The 18,320-nt window shown below is 66.9% G+C and carries 18 protein-coding genes; 7 read left to right on the top strand and 11 right to left on the bottom strand.

Annotated features, from left to right (window positions below; genetic code table 11):
• Window positions 1-36: 36 nt before the first annotated feature.
• Window positions 37-645 carry a hypothetical protein gene (locus QFZ82_RS21670; protein ID WP_307714723.1) on the top strand — a complete coding sequence of 203 codons (609 nt, stop codon included), beginning with the start codon at window positions 37-39 and terminating at the stop codon, window positions 643-645.
• Between the two features lie 11 nt (window positions 646-656).
• Here QFZ82_RS21670 and QFZ82_RS21665 read toward each other — a convergent pair whose 3' ends face one another.
• From QFZ82_RS21665 to QFZ82_RS21655, 3 genes are all read right to left on the bottom strand, one after another.
• Window positions 657-1,385, bottom strand: coding sequence for a Uma2 family endonuclease (locus QFZ82_RS21665; protein ID WP_307714722.1), 729 nt, complete (start codon window positions 1,383-1,385; stop codon window positions 657-659).
• Window positions 1,386-1,435: 50 nt separating this feature from the next.
• Window positions 1,436-1,813, bottom strand: coding sequence for a Uma2 family endonuclease (locus tag QFZ82_RS21660; RefSeq protein WP_307714721.1), 378 nt, complete (start codon window positions 1,811-1,813; stop codon window positions 1,436-1,438).
• Window positions 1,814-1,994: 181 nt separating this feature from the next.
• The gene (locus QFZ82_RS21655; protein ID WP_307714720.1) at window positions 1,995-2,411 is read right to left on the bottom strand and encodes an ATP-binding protein; all 417 of its coding nucleotides are present in this window, start codon (window positions 2,409-2,411) and stop codon (window positions 1,995-1,997) included.
• 200 nt (window positions 2,412-2,611) lie between these two features.
• Here QFZ82_RS21655 and QFZ82_RS21650 point away from each other — a divergent pair, with 200 nt between their 5' ends.
• Together QFZ82_RS21650 and QFZ82_RS21645 are read left to right on the top strand one after the other, a co-directional pair.
• Window positions 2,612-3,463 (top strand): helix-turn-helix transcriptional regulator, encoded by an 852-nt coding sequence (locus tag QFZ82_RS21650; protein WP_307714719.1) that lies wholly within the window; start codon window positions 2,612-2,614, stop codon window positions 3,461-3,463.
• A gap of 11 nt (window positions 3,464-3,474) precedes the next feature.
• Window positions 3,475-3,795 carry a DUF397 domain-containing protein gene (locus tag QFZ82_RS21645; protein WP_307714718.1) on the top strand — a complete coding sequence of 107 codons (321 nt, stop codon included), beginning with the start codon at window positions 3,475-3,477 and terminating at the stop codon, window positions 3,793-3,795.
• Window positions 3,796-4,115: 320 nt separating this feature from the next.
• On the opposite strand, the gene QFZ82_RS21640 is transcribed toward QFZ82_RS21645, so the two are convergent.
• From QFZ82_RS21640 to QFZ82_RS21605, 8 genes are all read right to left on the bottom strand, one after another.
• On the bottom strand, window positions 4,116-4,619 hold the full coding sequence (locus QFZ82_RS21640; RefSeq protein ID WP_307714717.1) for a hypothetical protein: 504 nt from the start codon (window positions 4,617-4,619) through the stop codon (window positions 4,116-4,118).
• Between the two features lie 49 nt (window positions 4,620-4,668).
• Complete coding sequence (locus tag QFZ82_RS21635; protein WP_307717990.1) at window positions 4,669-5,004, bottom strand: hypothetical protein; 336 nt, start codon at window positions 5,002-5,004, stop codon at window positions 4,669-4,671.
• A 117-nt stretch (window positions 5,005-5,121) separates the two neighbouring features.
• Window positions 5,122-5,535 carry a contact-dependent growth inhibition system immunity protein gene (locus tag QFZ82_RS21630; RefSeq protein WP_307714716.1) on the bottom strand — a complete coding sequence of 138 codons (414 nt, stop codon included), beginning with the start codon at window positions 5,533-5,535 and terminating at the stop codon, window positions 5,122-5,124.
• A gap of 272 nt (window positions 5,536-5,807) precedes the next feature.
• Complete coding sequence (locus tag QFZ82_RS21625) at window positions 5,808-6,284, bottom strand: hypothetical protein (RefSeq protein WP_307714715.1); 477 nt, start codon at window positions 6,282-6,284, stop codon at window positions 5,808-5,810.
• Window positions 6,278-11,008, bottom strand: a complete 4,731-nt coding sequence (locus tag QFZ82_RS21620) for a putative T7SS-secreted protein (protein ID WP_307714714.1) — start codon at window positions 11,006-11,008, stop codon at window positions 6,278-6,280. The genes QFZ82_RS21625 and QFZ82_RS21620 overlap by 7 nt, the downstream gene beginning before the upstream one ends.
• Complete coding sequence (locus tag QFZ82_RS21615; protein WP_307714713.1) at window positions 11,008-11,655, bottom strand: hypothetical protein; 648 nt, start codon at window positions 11,653-11,655, stop codon at window positions 11,008-11,010. Before QFZ82_RS21615 ends, QFZ82_RS21620 begins: the two co-directional genes overlap by 1 nt.
• The gene (locus QFZ82_RS21610) at window positions 11,652-12,164 is read right to left on the bottom strand and encodes an SseB family protein (protein WP_307714712.1); all 513 of its coding nucleotides are present in this window, start codon (window positions 12,162-12,164) and stop codon (window positions 11,652-11,654) included. The genes QFZ82_RS21615 and QFZ82_RS21610 overlap by 4 nt, the downstream gene beginning before the upstream one ends.
• Window positions 12,165-12,270: 106 nt before the next feature.
• Window positions 12,271-13,812, bottom strand: coding sequence for a metallophosphoesterase family protein (locus tag QFZ82_RS21605; RefSeq protein ID WP_307714711.1), 1,542 nt, complete (start codon window positions 13,810-13,812; stop codon window positions 12,271-12,273).
• 377 nt (window positions 13,813-14,189) lie between these two features.
• Between QFZ82_RS21605 and QFZ82_RS21600 the strand changes: the two genes are divergently transcribed.
• The 4 genes from QFZ82_RS21600 (at window position 14,190) to QFZ82_RS21585 (ending at window position 18,316) form a co-directional block, all read left to right on the top strand.
• Window positions 14,190-14,498, top strand: coding sequence for a hypothetical protein (locus QFZ82_RS21600; protein WP_142217964.1), 309 nt, complete (start codon window positions 14,190-14,192; stop codon window positions 14,496-14,498).
• A 152-nt stretch (window positions 14,499-14,650) separates the two neighbouring features.
• Entirely contained in the window at window positions 14,651-15,484 is an 834-nt protein-coding gene (locus QFZ82_RS21595) for a hypothetical protein (RefSeq protein ID WP_307714710.1), read from the top strand.
• On the top strand, window positions 15,474-16,766 hold the full coding sequence (locus QFZ82_RS21590) for a hypothetical protein (RefSeq protein ID WP_307714709.1): 1,293 nt from the start codon (window positions 15,474-15,476) through the stop codon (window positions 16,764-16,766). Before QFZ82_RS21595 ends, QFZ82_RS21590 begins: the two co-directional genes overlap by 11 nt.
• Complete coding sequence (locus QFZ82_RS21585) at window positions 16,763-18,316, top strand: SCO6880 family protein (protein ID WP_307714708.1); 1,554 nt, start codon at window positions 16,763-16,765, stop codon at window positions 18,314-18,316. Before QFZ82_RS21590 ends, QFZ82_RS21585 begins: the two co-directional genes overlap by 4 nt.
• Window positions 18,317-18,320 lie beyond the last annotated feature (4 nt).

Genomic DNA, 18,320 nt, shown 5'->3' with positions numbered 1-18,320 from the left:
CGTGCACCTGCATTCGGCTCTTCTTGGAGGTACGTCATGCGACGGTTGACGACGGTCGCCGCGGCGCTCGCGCTGACGGGCGCCGGGCTGGCGGGCGCGGCCTGCGCCGCGACCGGCCAGGCGGACAAGGCCGACCCCGCGACCAGTACCGCCACCGGGGTGGCGGGCAAAGCCGCCACGGGAACCGCCTGCTCGACCGTTTGGGGCAGCGGCATGAAGTCGGCCACGGAGTCGGAGCCCGGGCCGCTGAAGAACGTCAGGACCAGCCGGCACGCCTGCTACGACCGCATGGTCTTCGACATCGACGTGACGGCGCGCAGGACCGGCTACCACGTCGGTTACGTCGACACGTTCCACCAGGACGGCTCCGGTGAGCGGATCCCGGTGAGCGGCGGAGCCGTCCTGCAGGTCTACGTCTCCGCCCCGAGTTACGACCCGGCGACGCTCGAGCCGACCTACCTCGGGAAGGCGGGCCAACGGCTGCCAGGCGTGAACGTCACGGGCTACAGGACGTTCAAGGACACCAGGTTCGGTGCGAGCTCCGAGGGCCAGACGCAGGTCGCCCTGGGCGTCCGCGCCAAGCTGCCCTTCCGGGTGCTCCGGTCCGCCGACCACCTGATCGTGGACGTGGCTCACCGCTGGTAGACCGGAGGACGTCAGCGGGGCCGGGCGCTGCCCCCGTCCCCGTACAGGGGTAGTTCACCGGTGGCCACGGACAGGGCGAGCGGGTCCGGCAGCGGGATCTCCTCGCCGTACTTGCCCGGCAGGGTGTCCTGATAGCTGCCGTTCGACGGGCTGGTGTGCAGGGCCCACGTGCCGTGGCGCGGATCGACGACCAGGAGGGCACGGACTCCGGCGACGGCATACCAGTCGCTCTTCTGCCTGATGTCGCGGGCCTTCTCGGACTGGGAGATGACCTCGACGGCGAGTTCGACGTCGTGCGGGTCGATCAGCCAGTGATCGGACGTCAGGAACTCGGCCGGACAGACGGTGAGATCCGGCGTGACGTAGTCGTCCGGATCCTCCGGCATTTCGATGGAGGCCATCTCGACCGCCACCAGCGACTTCGGCAGCCTCGGCCGGATCGTCTCCTCCAGCCTGTAGATCACTCCCGCGTGCTTGCCGCGGGGAGTCGGGGACATCACGAGGCTTCCTCCCACGATCTGCACGCGCAGACCCGTCGCCGATTCGATGGTCTCAGCGAGCTCGCGCAGATTCCCGGGGCGCGGGCGGGGACGCATCGGCGGCTGCACGGACATCGTGGACGGCCTCCATCCCTGCGGCTCGGGCTCCTCGGCTGCGTGAGCGGGACCGGGAGGAGGTCCCGTGTCCCGTTCGGCGACGCCACCACCGTACTGCCATGCGTATGCGTGGGCCTCGGACATGCCAGGCTCCTTCCGACGTGCGGTCGTCCAACGCCAACAGTCACGGTAAGTCACGCCTCTGACACACCCCGGTAGACCGGAAGAGCGGCGGTGTCCACGAGGCGCGCCGGCGGCCCGGGCAGCCGGATGCTGTCGCCGAAGCACCCGGAACGCGTCCTTCGGTAGCCGACACCGTCGGGGCTGGTGTGCAATGCCCACGTGCCCTGGCGCGGGTCGACGACCAGGAGGGCACGGACTCCGGCGACGGCATACCAGTCGCTCTTCCGGCCGAACTCCCGGGTCTTCTCCTCCCGGGGCACGACCTCGACGGCGAGCTCGACGTCCTGCGTGCGCACCATGCCGTCCATGGGCGGATCGCTGCCGGGAGCCCGGACGACGAGGTCGGGCGACACGAAGTCGGCCTGGTCCATGGGCATGCGTACGGCCACGCCCTCGAGGACCGCCGCCTGTCGGACGATTCCGGGGCGAGGTGCCGGACGACCGCCGTACGGGTCGCGCAGTCGGTCCGGGAGAGCACCAGGCTGCCGGCGAGGATCTCGACGCGTAAGTCCGTCATCCGTGAGATCAGGCGCGCGACCTCATGAGGGGTGCGGGGCAGCAGTCGCCCGATCACCGCGCACCGCCGCCCAGTTCCACCCAGAGCAGCTTCCCGCCCTGCGGCAGCGCGGTCGCACCCCACGCGTCCGCGCACGCGGCGACGAGGCAGAGCCCCCGGCCCCCTTCCGCATCCGGCGCGGGCCGGCGCGGCAGCCCCTCGAAGGGCGCCGGGATGTCGGGACAGGTGTCCCACACCCCGAGCCTCAGCCGTCCCCGCTCGGGCGCCCTCAGCCGGAGCCCGTACGGACCGTCGGTGTGCCGGAGGGCGTTGGTGACGAGCTCGGAGGCGAGCAGCTCGGCGTTCTCGACGAGCGCGCCGAGCCGGTGCGCGTGGAGGACGGCACGGAGGGTGCGGCGGGCGATACCGGGTGCGCGGGCATCCTGCGGGAGTTGGAGGGCGTAGGTCCAGGGCGGGGCTACGGTGGTCATGGAAGTCTCCTCGACGGAGTGCGAGTTGTCGCGGGAATGCGGGTGCCTGGTGACCAGGTCGCTCCGTCGAGCGGGGTGCTTCCAGGCGGGTGGCCTGACATGCAGGCTAGGCGACGCAAAGAATCTTTGCATCGATTCGAGAGATTCCATGCTTGAATCCCTCGTGTGGGTGACCTGACCCCTGACACCGAAGGAGTTGCATGCCTGCGAGGCCGGCCCCCACAGCGCGGCGAGTGCGCCTCGCCACCGAGCTGCGTCGCCTTCGCGAGCGGGCCGGAATGACGGCCACCGAGGCGGCGAGGGAACTGGGCACCAGCTCGGGTCAGTTGAGCAACGTCGAAACGGCTCGCTTCGGCGTCAGCGCGGACCGGGTCCGAGCCATGGCCCGCGCCTACTCCTGCGCCGACCAGGCCTTCGTCGACGCCCTGGCGGAGATGGCCACCGAGCGGAGCCGGGGATGGTGGGACCAGTACAGGGACATCCTCCCGACCGGGCTACTGGACCTCGCCGAGTTCGAGCACCACGCCAAAGGACTGCGCACGGCGTACACCGCACACATCCCTGGACTCCTCCAGACCGCCGACCACGCACGGGAGGTGTTCCGGCAAGTCGTGCCGGAACTGACCCCGCCCGAGGTCGAGCACCGGGTGTCGCACCGCATCAAGCGCCAGGACGTCATCTACCGGACGGACCCGATCCCGTACGCGACGGTCGTGCACGAAGCCGCCCTGCGCATGCAGTTCGGCGGCCCGTCGGTTGCGCGCAAGCAACTGGAGCACCTGCTCGACATGAGTGAACGGCCGCACATCACGCTGCGCGTGATTCCCTTCGCCACGGGTGCGTTCCCCGGCTCGGGCCAGTCACTGGCCTACGGGCTCGGCCCCGTCCCACAGCTGGACACCGTCCATCTCGACCAGTCCCACGGCCCGGTGCTGCTCGATGCGGAAGCCCAGCTCACGCGCTACCGGACTCTGCTCGACCGGATGGAGGCCGTAGCCCGTCCCCCGGAAGCGTCCCGGGACTTCATCCACTCCATCGTCCAGGAACTGTGAAAGGACAGGCCGTGCCCATACCCGAGTGGCAGAAGTCCTCCTACTGCGGCGAGGGCGACGCCTGCGTAAACGTTGCTGCGGACGCCTCCGGCGTCAGCCTCACCGAGAGCAGCGACCCCGACGGGGCGATACTCCACACCACCCCCGCCGCCTTCGCCGCCCTCACCCACGCCCTCAAGACCGGCGCGCCGAGCCCGCACATAGACGTCACCCACACCCCTGACGGCCTCGTCCACGTGGGCGGGGCCGTCACGACGACGGACGAGAAGTGGGCGGCGTTCGCACGGGGCGTATGCGCGGGAGAGTTCGACCACTTCGGCCGCTGCCAGTAACCGTGCATCGTGACCTTGCTGGTCGTGTGGCTCATGCCCTCCTCGGCTTGCGAGGCTTGGCCCAGTTGGCGTGCGGCCGGTCTCGTTCCCGGGCTGGCATCACCGCGTCGAATTCGGCCTTGCTTGTGAGCGAGTTCGGCCTTGCTTGTGATCTTTCGCGGGGGTTCAAGCACGGCTGCAGTTGCTCGCCACGGGACAGTCGAGGCCCAGCCGACGAGGGGCATGGTCTCGTTGTAGTGGGGGGCGAACTCTGCGGTGACCAGCGGGGGCATCTCGTAATTCCGGCCTCGTACGTGCGCGATGAACGCCCGAGGCCCGTGTCAATCCCGCTGGAGCGCCCCCCAGACACTCACGCTCCACACATCCTGGTGCCCAACCCGATATCCGCGTTCGTCTTCGGGCTCGTCCACGACCAGCACGGAGACGTTCGACACCGGAGCTCGGTACTCGACGAACCCGCCCTGCTCCCGGATGGTCAGATCGAGAGTCGGCACGACCCGCCGCAGCTCGGCACGCAACTGGTCCCAGGCAAGGTAACGGGGAAACTCCACGCCCATGCGCTCTGCCCACTCCTCCGCCAGGCTCGGCTCCGCGGCCAGCCGGTGCAGCTGAAACGCTGCTCCGACCACGACCCACTCGGGGACGGGATGGAACGTGAGCTCGACGAATCCGTAATCGCGTCGTATCGACTGGCCTGTTTCATCGACGTCATCGATGAAATCCACGCGGATCGCCCCATCTACGTCAGTGATCGCGGATCCGACCCCCGAGCCCAAGAACCGGCCGGCGGTGATGAACGACGTAAGACACTCAATTGCCGTCACGGCTGGTTGTCCAGTCCCTCGATCAGACGCATGACATCCCCGTGCGCCCTCACTCACGCTCCCGCAACACCTGGGCGATCTCGATGTCCCTCTCAAGTGCGCTGAGCCGAGGAGGCGTCCTGGAGTCGTCGAGAACCACGGCACGCAGGTGATCGCCGACCTGCGGAGGGGCCACATCGGCCGACCACCAGGACGAGTGCTTGACCTGGTCGATGAAGCCGACGACGCCTGCGGCATCGACCTGCGATCCGACAGAAGCCACGGCTGTAACCACGACATCTACTTCCTGATGATTCACCAAGTACGCCGCACGGCTGATTTCCCCCAGCGCTTCATCGCCACCCGCCGCAGCGCCCGCCTCGCCCGCCACCTGGCGGTGAACCAACTCGACGAATGGGGTGCCCCTGGGTCGAGATACTCTCGCGTGACTCATTGAACCGTTCCCCCAGGAGGAGCATAGGTGGCAAGGATGGCGCCTGCTGTAGACCCAGCCGGTCGACGCTCAGATATTTCGAGTGTTGTCAAGGAACTCCTTTACGTCTGACTGGATGTATGGAGAGAGATCCACGAGTTGGTGGAGAATGCCGCTCACCTCTTCAGCCCACTGTGGCGACGTCCGCCAAACCTCGGAGGAGCGGGTCAAAACGGCGGAAAGCAACTCCTCGTCATAGAATCCGCCGCCAGCCTGCGCGGGTGCCGTCTCGCTCAGAATTTCCAGCGCCACAGGCATCAGCCACGGCAATCCAACCTCCTGGCCGATCATCCTGCTCAATTCATATGCACTGAGCTCACCGATCGGACGCTTCCTCAAGGCATGGACAGTGCGCACCAGCCCGGTGGAACCAGCCGGCGGCTCCGGCCACTCGTCCCCTTCTAGATTCTCGAGGGACAAGGTCCTGCTGACATCACGAGTCATCAAGAAAGCACCTTTCTTCGTGAATTGAGCAGCTACACACCAGTGCGCAGCGACGCCTTGGGCCGGACCATCGGGCATGAACCTGATCGGGTCGCTGTTTACGGTTCCGCTTCGCATTCATCGAGACGAATCGTCACAAACCCCGCGGATCCTGATCGTCCAACACTCCACCCATGCCGTCGAGTGCCCCGCGAGGAGATGTGCACCGAACCAGCGATCAGCCGATTCAAATCGATCACTGAACCGAAATACCTCCTGCTGTGGCTATCACCTTATCCCGGCCGGGTGAAGGAGTGGGTAACAATCCAATCCTCGTCATCTTCCACCGAAACAGCGCACAAATGCACCCCGTCGAGCGACACTGCGATAAATTCACGACGGCCGGTCGCAGAATTCAACCGAGACGGCAGACGCACTCCCATCTCGTCACGCACTCGCAGCCACCCCCGGGATTCGCTGCCGGGATTCGAAAGGCGCAGCAGGAAACTGCCATCGTCGGTGAACAAGTGCATTTGCGCAGCAAGTTCATGCCATTGGACATCTACGCGCTCATCGCGATCCGGCGTCATGTGCGGGATTCGAACCCTGGGCGTTACATATGCCCCCGTCACGGCGAGAACCGCACTCAACGGTGTCGGCGCCTCAGGCGTGGCACCGCCAAGAACCACAATTTTATGCGCAGCCAGTTGACGCCTAAGCTCGACTTCATCTGTCACCGCACTGCCGCTCCACTCTCGATTGTTCACCATGATCCCCACCCTTCCTCGTAGAAGAAGTGGTGATCCCCACCAGGTTTGTTCACCTTTCCATACCTCTCCCAAGTGTCCTTGTACCGGAAGGTGTCGCCAGGCTCATTATCCCATCCGAAATTTACGCCATTTCGGGTGGGATCCTGCTTTGGTACGCCAGCATGGAAGTGCGGGCCGGCCCTGTCGAAGGTGTGCTCCACAACAACTCGGGACCCCTGATCTGTCTCGAACTGGCGGAATCGACCCCAATGCGCCTCCTGGTCAGAATAGAAGTAGCCCGGCATGTGGGCGCGCCGAACATCTCCTGTGACTATCCACTCTGCATCCGGCGTTGTGCCGTAAGGGACACCAGCGGCTTCGAATGCGGCACGTTCCGCGTCCTGCCTGTGCTTGAACGGATTACTCGCCTCGCCCTTTGGCGGGCAGTTGTCCGGGGCAAGACCCAGCGGGTCGACCCACGTGTGCGGATTGTGCACGTAAGTCGCAGCATTGGGTGCCGCTTTCAGTCCGAGCGGGTCCAGCGTGACATAACGAGCCGTATCGGGATCATAGTTTCGGAAATAGTTGTGATGGAGGCCGGTTTCCGGATCGAAGTACTGCCCGGGGTAGCGGAGCGGCGTATAGGCAGTGCTTGATGCTGCCCAGGTGGTTTTCCCCCAGAGCGTACTGCGTGACTTCCACGCCACGGCGCCGGACTCGTCGACCAGTTCACTCGGAGAACCGACCAGGTCGGTGACTATTGCGAAAAAGCGTTCATCAATGGTCACTTCTGGTGCATCTGCCGCGAGAATGCGCTCCGTCTGAGCAAGGACACGGACCCCGTTGTGGTCCCAGGTGAGCGTTACGGGGTGCGGGAGGCCCTGAGACTGCGTCGTCTGCTCGCACAAGGTTACGCCGACCCAGGTGAACGAGACGTGCTCCAGGACGGTTCGGCCGTCGTCAGCGATTCGCTTCTTCGCGGTGCGTCGTCCTAGGGCGTCATACTCATACCGCCACACCACACCATCTGGTGTGGTGACTCCTACAAGCCGGTCCTCAGCGTCCCATGTGTAGTGCCATGTCTCGGGCTTTCGCGACAGTCGAGACTTCTGACGCAGGACGATTCGCCCTTGCGCATCGTGCTCGTAGCGCACATTTCCAGCCCGCGTGATGCGGGTTCCACTGTATGTTCTGGCTCCGATGGCTTCCCGATCAGCGTGGGAGGCCGGCCATGAGGCTTCAGTCTGGTTTCCTGCGGCGTCGTATGTGTAGCGTTCTGCCCAGTCAGCAGCGTGAACTGCCGTGACGCGGCCGATTGGATCAAGCTCGAAGCCACGGCTGCCAGAGAGTTGGTCATATACGCCTACGACGTTCCCGTCTGAGCGGTAGGTGTACTCACGGCGTTGGACAGTTCGGCCCTGGCTCGTGACCCGCTCATCGGTAAGGCGGCCCAGAACGTCGAACTCGTGCCTCATTGAGACCGAGTCGCCGATGTGTCGGGCCAACTCTTGGCCAGCGACGTCATGTTCGAAAGACAGGGTGCGGCCGGAAGTCGTGAGGCGTATCCGCCGACCAGCCGCGTCATACGTCCAGTCACTCACGGCTCCGCTAGGCGTCGTCCTGCCGACCCGCCGCCCTAGGGCATCGTGGGTGAAGGTCAGTTTGCGCCCGTTCACGGTTTCACATTGCAGGCGCCCGTACCGGTCACGTAGCCGCGTGAGCGTTGCGTCAGGGGACGCGGCCACAGCCAGTTCATCGAAAATGTCGTACTCGAAGGTGGTGATCACACCCTCGACATCCTTGCATGTGACCTGACTGAGTTCGTTGTACTCAAATTGGATACTCTGACCCAGTCCGTTTGTCCTGGACTTCAGTCGGCCTGCTGCGTCGAAGTCGTAGGCAAGCCTCCGATCGTCGAAATCGGTCTCCGACACAAGTCGCCCGGCCGCGTCATACTCGTACTCCCAGGTCAAACCCTGAGGGTTCTGCACCTGGGTGAGGCGGAGGTTACTGTCGTGACTGAACTCGTACCGGACGCCGTCCGGGCCAGTACGGGCGGCCAGGAGGTCGAAGTCCGTGTACTCGTAGGTTGAGATTCCGCCCATGGCGTCGGTGTGGCTGATGCAGTTGCCCTCACCGTCATAGGTCCACGACTGCTCAGTGCCGTCGGCCTCAATGCGGCGGGCGGGTTTGCCTTCGACAGTCCATTCCAGCCGCGTAATCCTCCCGAGAGGATCGGTGATTGCAACGGGACGTCCGAAGGCATCCCGTTCGTAGCGCGTGGTCGCACCGAGAGGGTCGACGAGTGCGACAGGCAGGCCGGCCTTGTCACACTGCACGGTATAGCTGTTTCCCAAGGCATCGGTCGTGGACAGTAGATGGCCGGATTCGTCGTACGCGTAGTAAGTCGTCGCACCTGACGGATCCGTGACCGATGTGCGGTTGCCGCGTTCGTCGAAGGTCTGGCGGGTCACGTTTCCGTCGGTGCCGACGAGGCGGACGGGGAGGCCGAGTTCGTTGTACTCGGCGCGGGACTGGCGACCGTCCGGGCGCTCCAGTGCGGTCAGCCGGCCTCGTTCGTCGTAGGTGGAGCGGCTGACGTGGCCCAGTGGGTTCGTGCGGGACAGCAGGCGGTTGTAGCGGTCGTATTCGTATCGGGTGACCGCGCCGAGGGGGTCGATCTCGGCGACGACTTGGGAGCGGTCGTTGATGAGGTGGCGCTCGGTGTGGCCCAGACCGTTGGTGAGGGTGGTTACGCGGAGGCCGGTTTCGGGGTCGGTCTCGTCCCAGGTGAAACGGGTTTCGAGGTGGCCGTTCGTGCCTGACTGGAAAGTGCAGCGGTCCTGGTCGTCGTAGACGTAGTCGAAGCGGCTGCCGTTGGTGTCGGTCCACGACGTGATGCGGCCGTGCTCGTCACAGCCGAAGCGGAGAGGGCGGCCGGAGGAGTTGGTGACCTCGGTGAGGTGGCCGTCGGTGTAGCCGTAGCGGAGGATCTCCTGATCACTGCCGTCCGGGGCCGCGCCTGCCAGGTGCAGGGCGGTGATCCGGCCTTCGCTGCTGGCGAGCTTCAGGTGGTAGCCGCCGTGGTGGACGATCGAGGTCGGCGCACCGGATTCGTCGTATTCGAAGGTGATCCAGCGGCCGTTGCGGTCGTCTGTCTGGGCGAGCAGCGCGAGTTCATCACTGTGGTCGACGAAGTGCCAGACCCTCCCGGTGTCGGGGTCGGTGATGGTGTAGCCGTCGTCGACCCGGTCGAGGGGCCAGCGTCGGCCGTGGGTGGGCATGACCGGGACGCCGGGTGCGGGATGGGGGTAGGCGAGCAGGCTGCCCTCGTCGCAGCTGAAGATGACACCTTCGGAGTCGATCTCCAGTCGCTGGTCGACGGTGGACGACCAGGCGGGGCCGAACCAGCGGCCGGAGCGTCGGGAGGAATCGAAGGTGCGCTGGAAGACCAAGGGCATGGAGCCCAGAAGTGTGATGTCCGTCTGCGGCAGCAGCATCCTGCCGGTCGCGATGTCGACGGGGTCCTGCTTGCACACCGTCTCGGTGCACCGCTTGCTGTTGCTGTCCGGGTTGCTCTCGTGGTCCCCGCGTGTGCCGTTCGGACTGTCCACGTCCGGACCGTGCTTCATGCCCGCCCGCAGACCGCCCCGTACTACTCCTCCGACGCCCTTGGTGCCCACGATTTCGGGGACGAGGCGGCCGAGGAATTCGGCGGGGTCGCCCTTGGCGGCGTCCCAGGCGTTCTTCAGGGCGCGGTCGGGGTTGGCGACGGTGGAGGCGAGGCCGGCGAGCGTCATGTTGACGCCCTTGTAGTACTCGGCGGGGTGGGTCAGGTTGTACATGTCGATCGGGTTGACCGAGCGGACGAAGTTGACCAGCCCGGCGGTGCCCTTGATGATGCCGCCGCCGAAGTGGGCGAGCTCGATGCTCTGGCCCAGGCTGTAGTCCATGAGCTCGGTCTGGAGCTTGTCCAGTCCGGTCTTGTCCTTGGGCGCGTGGGCCATGGCGGCCTTGACCGCGCCCTTCGCGGTCTCCGCGGCCTGGTTCCGCGCGTTGCGGGCGTCGTCCAGGATCTCCTGCGCCTGCTTGCGTTTGGCCGTGCTCGGATCCTTGAACTCACCCGGGTGCGGCAACGGGTTGTCGCTGTTGCGGGCGGCGTCGTAGGCATCAGCCTTCTTGTTGAACTCGGCGGCAGCCTTCTCGTAGTCCTTCTTCGCCTCGTTGTAGAGGGCGATCGCCTCACGCGCCTTGCCCTGCGCCGTGACGATCGCCTGGGAGTAGATCTCCAAAGCTTTGGCCGCGTCCTCGAACGCGTCCGCCGCGCGCAGCCAGTCTGTGGGAAGCGTCTGGAACTTCTCCCGGAAGGTGGTGGCGGCCTCGCCCTTCCAGTTGCTGGAGTCGAGTTTCTTCATCCCGCCGCCGACGAGATCGAACGCCTTCTGGAAGTCCCGCAGGTTCTTCACCGTCGAGGCGATCTTCTCCGGCTTGCCGTGGATCAGCTCGTTCGCTTCCTCGGTCTGCCCGAGCTGCTTCTCCCCGACCTCCGCCCCGAGCGAGGAGGCGGTCTCATCTCCCCAGTCCTCGACGGCGTCCGCCCAGTCGTGCGCACCGACCTTGTCCAGCCCTTGGCCGGCCTTGTCGGTCACATAGTCGACGCCCTCGCCGACCACTTCCTTGCCCTTGTCGACGGCCTTGTCGAACCCGTCGACAAGGCCGTCGCCGATCCCCCGCCAGTCCACCATCAGCGACTCTCCCCCCACCGCGGCTGCTCGGCCTGATCGATCGTGGCCTGGTCCGGATCCAGGTCTTCCTTCAGCTGCTCGTCCATCGCGTCCCGGATCTTCGGGTCGATGAGCCCGGAACGCTCCATGGAGTCCATCTGCGCGTCCATCACGTCATACGTGGTGTTCTTCCAGGTCTGCTCGACCTGGCCGTGCGCCTCGGCCATCGACTCGGGACTCCAGTCCGCGTTGTCCCACGCGTGCTGGTCACGAATCGTGTCCCAGCTCATCTGCTTGACCTCGTCCTCCGACAGATGAGGATTCCCGTTCAGCGCGTTCACGCCGATCTTGAACGAGTCCTTGACGTACTGCTCCTGCTCCGCGAACGACCCCGCCGACAACCCCACCCCCTGCGCGAACGCGTTGCCCTTCAGCGTCAGAGTGCGAACCCCCCACTCCCAGCGGCTGCAGAACGTCTCGAACTCCGCCGCCAAACCCCCATGACCCAACTCCAGCCCCGACAACGCCAGATCCGAGAACCCCCGCCCCACCGACGCCTCGCCGATCATCCCGAGCTCCTTCAGCTCGGCATGCGCCAGATTGATCCCCTTCGCGATCTCCGCCAGCGCCGCCGCCGGAGCCTTCAGCTCCGGCTCGCCCCCACTCACCGCATCCCCCCGAGATCCACCGCCACCGCATCGGGCACGATGCCCTCCACCGGCGGAAACAACATGCCGTCATCACTGCCCGCGTCCAAAGCGACCCCCGCCGGACCCGGCAGCATCGGCACCATCACATCCAGCAACCGGGCACCCAGAACCGTCCGGTACGCCCACTCCCGGTCCGCATCCCCCTGCGCGACCGCGAACCGCGCCAACGCCTCCTCGTCCGAGAACGCGCAGATCCACCGCACCCCGTTGAAATCCGCCGTCCACAGACTCCCGTGCGCGTCGAACGGCACCAGCACCGCCGACCGCCGGAACTCCCCCAGCAAACGCGCAAACCCCCGCCGCGCCACCGCCACCTCGTCCACCGGCTCAGCGGCCACCGGCACCGCTGGTGTCACCGGCGGAATCGTTGACGGCTCAAACGATGCGGTCGGCACCGACGCATCAGCCAACTGCGCAAGCCGCGAAGCACGTTGAGGCCTCGCTGCCTCATCCCCGTTGTCAGTCACCCACGAATGCTGCCACGCACCCATTCCCACGAGCAACGAACAAAGGACCGAATCCCACCATGGCGGCAATCACACCCCACAGCCGCGCGGCGAGACGGCCGGCCCGTCAGCTCAGCGAGACGCGCTCGTCCAGGGCTTCATCACGCGTGCGGACGTGCAGGGCGAGACCGGTCGCTCCCGCCGCCTCCACGCCGATCAGCGTGGTCCCGGCGGGAGCGTCCGCGGCGGGAAGCGTGATCGCCGGGGCGGCGCTCTGCGTAGCGGTGCCTGCCGCATCGTCCTGGCGCGGCGCGGACTTCGCGTTCTTCTCCAGGACGATGCCCTCCTCGATGGGCGAGCCGTCCAGCGCCCAGTACTCGCCGAGGGTGAGACGGCTCATCCCGTTCGGAGTGAGCGGGTCCACCTCGACCTTCAGCGTGCCGATCTTGAGCGCCTGACGGAAGGCGGACCAGGCCGGCTGGACAGGGTCGAACGAGTCCTGCACCGCGCCGCCGTTGCCGCACAGGATGTACGCGGTGCCGAGGTCCAGCTTGTTGGGCACGTCGGCGACGACCTGGTCGCCGGCGAGCACATGGCTGCGCTCGTAGTTGTGGTCGTGCCCTTGGAGCACCAGGTCCACCGAGTAGCGGGCGAACAGCTGGAGCCAGGTCTCGCGTACACCGTCGTCCGCTCCGTGCCGCGAGGAGGAGCTGAACGCCGCCTGGTGCATCAGAACGACGATGAAGTCGACGCCCTTGTCCGCGTGGGCGGCGGCGAGGGCCTTCTCGGCCCACAGCCGCTGACGGCCGCCGGTGTAGCCGATGTTGTGCTTGATCTCGGTGTTCACGTCGTTGTTGTCGATGCTGATGAAGACGACGCTGCCGTAGCGGAACGAGTAGAAGCAGTTGTCCAGTTCCGGGTAGCCGTTGCCGGGCAGGGCGAAGCGCGTCCGGTACGGGTCGTAGCCCCACTCGCCCCAGCTGTCACCGGTCCCCAGCACATCGAGCTGGCTCTCGATCTCGTGGTTGCCGATGCACGGCATCCACGGCGTGGACGTGGCCATGGGCGAGATCATGTCGAACCACTCGTCCCACAGCTTCTGGTCGCCGTTGGCGTAGGCCAGGTCGCCGACGATGACGTGGAACGCGGGATTGAACGACTGCGCCAGCTTGGTGTTCAGGCTCGGCTGAACCGGCTGCTGCGCCGTGGTCGCGAGGTCGGTCCCCTGGTCGCCGAATGCCGTGAACGTGAACTTCTCCCGACCGCGCGGCCCGGTGGTGAAGCCGTACGCCGGCGTGACGGTCTTGTCCGCGTGCCCGATGCGGTAGCCGTACGACGTGCCCGGAACCAGCCGCGTGAGCCGCGCGTGGTGGAAGTAGCCGGGGTAGCCGGGGTACTGCGCGGTCTGCGCGGCCACCCGGTCGCCGCCGAGCTGGACGAACGGGCTGCGCACCGGTCCGGGGGTCATCCAGCTGACCGTCATCTCGCGCGCCGCGTCACTGCCGAAGTTCACGTGGACCTGCGAGACGGGGGTATCGGCGCCGTACGCGGGCTGCCGCCAGAACCAGGCACCACTCGCGGCCGTCGCACCCACCGCACCGACGATCGCACTGCGGCGCAGGAAGTCCCGGCGGGAGACGTACGGACGGTGTGCGTGTGAGTGGCCCATGGGAGCGGACCGTAGCGACGTCAGTTGAACGCGTAAACAATTACGGATGGCTAATTTGTCATGGACTTTGGCGCGAATGCCACCTGGCGGGTGAGGCGTCTCCACCTCCTCACCCGACGAGACCGCCCCAAAGGTGGCACAACGACAGTCATTGCCCGGAGTCACTCTCCGTGATACACAGAGTGACGATATGTGTACAGGGGTCGAATCACGCCACGCCTTCGCAGGTCAAGGCAGCCGCTTCGGTCAAACGTGCGGAGATCGGGTAAAGAGACCCTCGAAGTCGGCTTACGCGGGCGGTTTCATCAGCGAAGATAGAACCTGGCCCGTGCCGAGTGGCGTGGGCGGCGAACAACCCAACAGGGGCGGTGAGTTACATGATCCTGGCAGCCGAAAAGGGCGACATCACCACCATCATCGGCGGTATCGCCCCGAATTGGGGACCCTTCGGAAGCCTGGGCAACGAGGCTCGAGTGATGATCGAGGTCGTGATGGCCGTTGCCATCCTCCTCTGCCTCGGCATCGCCATCTGGGGCGCGGCCAAGCAGCGCATCGGCGCGACGGCACTCCGCGACACCTTCAGTGCGGAGCAGGGCAAGGGCCTGATCGTCGCCGGACTCACCGGCGTCTTCATCATCGGCTCACTGGGGACCTTGTTCACCATCGTGTACGGGATGGCCGTCTAGCCCGGCCGCCCGCCCGTCCTCTCCGGGCTCGCCCGGCCCACCTCCGAGGTTGCGTCTCCCCCGATGTCCCCCATCCTGCTGATGTCACGTCACCACACCGCGTCCGCGCGGTCCGCAGCACGTCCACTACCGGTTGAGGGGGCCTGCCCGAGATGAGCCTCGGCGACGAGCACGACAGCCGTACGAACGAGGGCTTCGGCGGCTCGGGCCAGACCCGCACCCGGCTCCCGGGCACGAGCGACGACGTCTACGGCAGCGCCCGCCGCCCGGTGCGCACCTCACGTTCGCTCATCGGGGTGGTGGGCGTGGTGGTGCTACTGATCGCGGCGATCGCCTTCGCCAACAGGGGCGGCGGGGCGGAGGACACGTCGGGCGACACCGGCAAGTCCCCCGACAGCCGCCCGACGGCGGCGACGGGGGTGCGCCCGGTGAAGGGCAACGAGGGCGGCATCCCGACGGGCTACGCACGGGACGAGCAGGGGGCTCAGAGCGCGGCGGCGAATTACGCGGTGGCGCTCGTTTCGTCGGACATCTTGAGGCCCGACCGGCGTGGCACGATCGTGCGTCAACTGTTCGTCGCCGACAAGGCCGCGGAACTCGAAGGGAAGCTCGACCAGGCGTACGACAAGGACTTCCTCGACAAGATCGGCCTCGACGCCAATGGCAACGCTCCCGCCGGGATGACGTACGTGTCCCGTACCGCACCCGTCGGGACCAAGATCACTGCATTCACGCCCGACACCGCCACGGTAGAGGTCTGGTGCACCGGCGTGTTCGGTACTGCTGGGGTCAGCTCGACCAACCCGGTAACCAACGACTGGTTCACGATGACGCTGGCCCTGCGCTGGGCCGACTCGGACTGGAAGGTCGAAAGCTTCTCCCAGAAGGACGGTCCGGCACCCGTGAACGCGGACCGCACCGCCTCTGACGCCGACGAGATCGCCAAGGCCGTAGAGCAGTACGGAGGGTTCACGTATGCCCGGTAGTCCACGCCGTGCGCTTACGGTCGCGTCGGCCGTTGCGTCGCTTCAGTGTGCAGCGGTCCTCCTGTCCGCCCGGGCGTTCGCAGCCCCGTCACCGCCACCGTCCGATGAGGGCAAGTGTGATCTCATCGTCGGCCCCGCCCGCGACTACTGCGAAGACGGCGACTCCCCCGGCGTCGGACGGTCATCCGTCGGGAACGATCCGGCGGACGCCCTCGACCCCCTCGCCTCCCTCGCCCGTGGCTGCGCCGACGCCGCCGTCACCCTGCTCGACTACCTCTCCGGCGCCGTCAAGGAGACCGCCGAGGTCGACTTCACCAACCCCGCCTTCCTCGCCCGCTACGCCATCGTCTTCGCCGCCGCCACCGTCCTCACGCTCATCCTGTGGCTGCTCGCCGTCGCCAAGCGCGCCATCCGCGGCGTACCGCTCACCACCGCGATCTCCGAGGCCGTCGGCTTCCTCTGGCTGACCGTCCTCGCCTCCGCCTTCACGCCGCTGATCCTCTACACCGTCGTCACCGCCACCGACGCCGTCACCGAGGTCATCGCCTCCGGGACCGGTCAGCAGACCGACATCTTCTTCGGCAGCTTCAAGGAGGCCCTCCAGAAGGGCGACAGCATCAGCGGTGGCCCGATCATGCTGATCATCGTCGCGCTGGTCACCGTCCTCGCCGCCGGCATCCTCTACCTCGAGCTGTTCATCCGCGCCGTGCTGCTCTACGTCGGCGCCCTCCTCGGCGTCGTCGTCTACGCAGGGCTCGTCGACAAGAACATGTGGGGCCACGTCCGCCGCTGGGCGGGGATCATGATCGCCGTCATCCTGGTCAAGCCCGTCATCGTCATCGTGCTCGGCCTCGCCGGCGCGCTCTCCGCGGGCGAGGGGCCGGACTCCTTCTCCGCCGTCGTGTCCGGGCTCTCGATCATCCTGCTCGCAATCTTCGCCTCCGCCATGATCTACCGCTTCGTCCCCGGCTTCGGCGACGAGATCGCCAACTCCCGCAACAACCGCATCCAGAACGCCGCCGAGGGCAAGGCCGCCGCCGTCATCAGCTCCCCGGCCGCCCTCGTCTCGCAGGGCATCAAGACCCACAGCTCCCGGGGCAACCAGAACACCGGCGGCGACTCCGGCGCAAGCACGCCCCGCCCCGCCAACCCCGTCAGCGGCGGCGTCGCGGCACACGGCAGCCGTACGGGCCAGGGAGCCGCGCCCTCGCCCCGTAGCAGCACCCCGACCAGCGGCACCCCGCACAGCAACCGCAACAGCACAGGAGGTGGCCGGCGTTGACGACCCAGTCCCCACCCATCGCGCCCCGCCGCACGTACCTCATCGGCCGCGCCCGGCCGAACGCGATCGTCGGCAAGAACCGCGAGACCGGCGAGATCGCACTGATCATCGCCGGCGCGTTCCTCGGCATGATGAGCGGGCTGCTGGTCCCCGTCCTGTCCCTGCGGATCGTGCTGCTCACGGGCTTCCCGATGCTCGCGCTCGCCGCCGTGTACGTCCCCTACAAGGGCCGCACCTTCTACAAATGGTTCGAAATCAACCGCAGCTACAAGCGCACCCTGCGCCAGGGCACCACCTACCGATCCGGCGCCGTCGAGGCCGGCACCCGGATCGACGGGCGGGAGATCGAGGTCGGCCCGCCGCCGGGCATCGGGCGGATCAACTGGCTCGCCGCCCCCTTCGGCCCCGACGAGATCGCCGTCCTGCTGCACGCCGACCGGCGCACCGTCACCGCGGCCATCGAGATCGAGGGCCCCGGCGTCGGTCTGCGCGACAGCGAGGACCAGGAGGCGCTGGTCGACCGGTTCGGCACGCTGCTCAAGCATGTCGCCAACGGTGACGGCTTCGTGACGCGCCTTCAGATGCTCGCGCGCACCCTGCCCGCCGACCCCGACGCGCACGCCAAGGACGTCGCCCAGCGCGGGGACGAGAAGGCGCCGGCCTGGCTCCAGGAGTCGTACGAACAGCTCCAGTCCATGGTGTCCACCTCCAGCGAGCAGCACCGCGCCTACCTCGTCGCCTGCATGCACTACTCGCGCGAACTCGCCGCCGAGGCCCACGCCATGGCCCGGGCCGCCAAGCACGCCTCCGGCGCCAGGCGGCTCGACAAGGACGCCGGCCTCGCCGTCGTCATGGCCCGCGAGCTCACCGACATCTGCGCCCGGCTGGCGGAGGCGGACATCCGCGTACGGCAGCCCCTCGGCCAGGCCCGCCTCGCGTCCCTCGTGCACTCCATGTACGACCCGGACCACCCCATCGACCACATCCAGGCGATGACAAAACGAAACGCCTGGCCGGCCGAGCTCGACGCCGTCGAGCCCACCTACCTCCAGGCCAAGACCCGCGAGTCCTCCACCCGCGCCCCCTGGTGCCACTCCACCGCGTGGGTCAAGGAGTGGCCGATGACCCCGGTCGGCGTCAACTTCCTCGCGCCGCTGCTCGTCCACACCCCCGACGTGATCCGTACGGTCGCGGTGACGATGGACCTGGAGCCCACCGAGGTCGCCATCGAGCGCATGCTCACCGAGAAGACCAACGACGAGGCGGACGCCAGCCGAGCCGCCAAGATGAACCGGACCGTCGATCCGCGCGACATCGCCGCGCACGGACGGCTCGACCAGCGGGGTGAAGATCTCGCGAGCGGTGCGGCGGGGGTCAACCTCGTCGGGTACATCACTGTGTCGTCGCGTTCGCCCGAGGCCCTGGCCAGGGACAAGCGCACGATCAGGGCCTCTGCCGGCAAGTCGTATCTGAAGCTGGAGTGGTGCGACCGCGAGCACCACAGGGCCTTTGTGAACACCCTTCCGTTCGCGACCGGCATCCGCCGATAGGGGC

The organism is Streptomyces sp. V4I23 (assembly GCF_030817975.1).
Taxonomy (GTDB): Bacteria; Actinomycetota; Actinomycetes; order Streptomycetales; family Streptomycetaceae; genus Streptomyces.
Note: the sequence above shows the minus strand (reverse complement) of the source record. Positions and strands in the feature narration are given on the sequence as shown.